The sequence below is a fragment of the Pandoraea sp. E26 genome (assembly GCF_000681415.1).
In the GTDB taxonomy this organism is placed as follows: domain Bacteria; phylum Pseudomonadota; class Gammaproteobacteria; order Burkholderiales; family Burkholderiaceae; genus Pandoraea; species Pandoraea pnomenusa.
Genome location: NZ_AYXJ01000072.1, coordinates 1 through 529 on the forward strand (window position 1 = coordinate 1; position 529 = coordinate 529).

Annotated in this window: 1 pseudogene; it reads right to left on the reverse strand. The window is 61.8% G+C overall.

The features are described 5' to 3' along the window. A pseudogene (locus tag W930_RS0125105) lies at window positions 1-529 on the reverse strand (branched-chain amino acid ABC transporter permease); the annotation flags it as partial.

Consider the following 529-nt stretch of genomic DNA (forward strand, 5'->3'; position numbering starts at 1 on the left):
AGCGCACGCAGATGAACGCGATGACCAGCGCAAGGAACACGAACAGGTAGTAGTACATGTACACCGAGCTGACCTGGAACCCGAAGACGCTGTGCGCCTTCGAGAAATCGAAGCCGAACAGCGACGCGGGCTCGATGCCGGTGATCCCCTTCGGGCCATTGGTGATGTTCACCGGCCGGTCGAGGTTGTTCATGAAGATGCGGATGATCTCGCCGAAGCCCAGTGTCACGATGGCCAGATAGTCGCCGCGCAGGCGCAGCGTCGGCGCACCGAGCAGGATGCCGAATATCGCCGCGACCGCTGCTCCGATCGGAATCGTGAACCACACCGGCACATGCAGTCCGTTCGGGAACAGATGCGCGATCCATTCGAACTGCGTGGTGAGGTGCGGCGAACTGAGGAACGCCGTGACGTACGCGCCCACCGCATAGAACGCGATGTAACCCAGATCGAGCAGGCCGGCGAAGCCCACCACGATATTCAGGCCCAGCGCGAGCATGATGTAGAGCAGCGCGAAGTCGAGCACGCG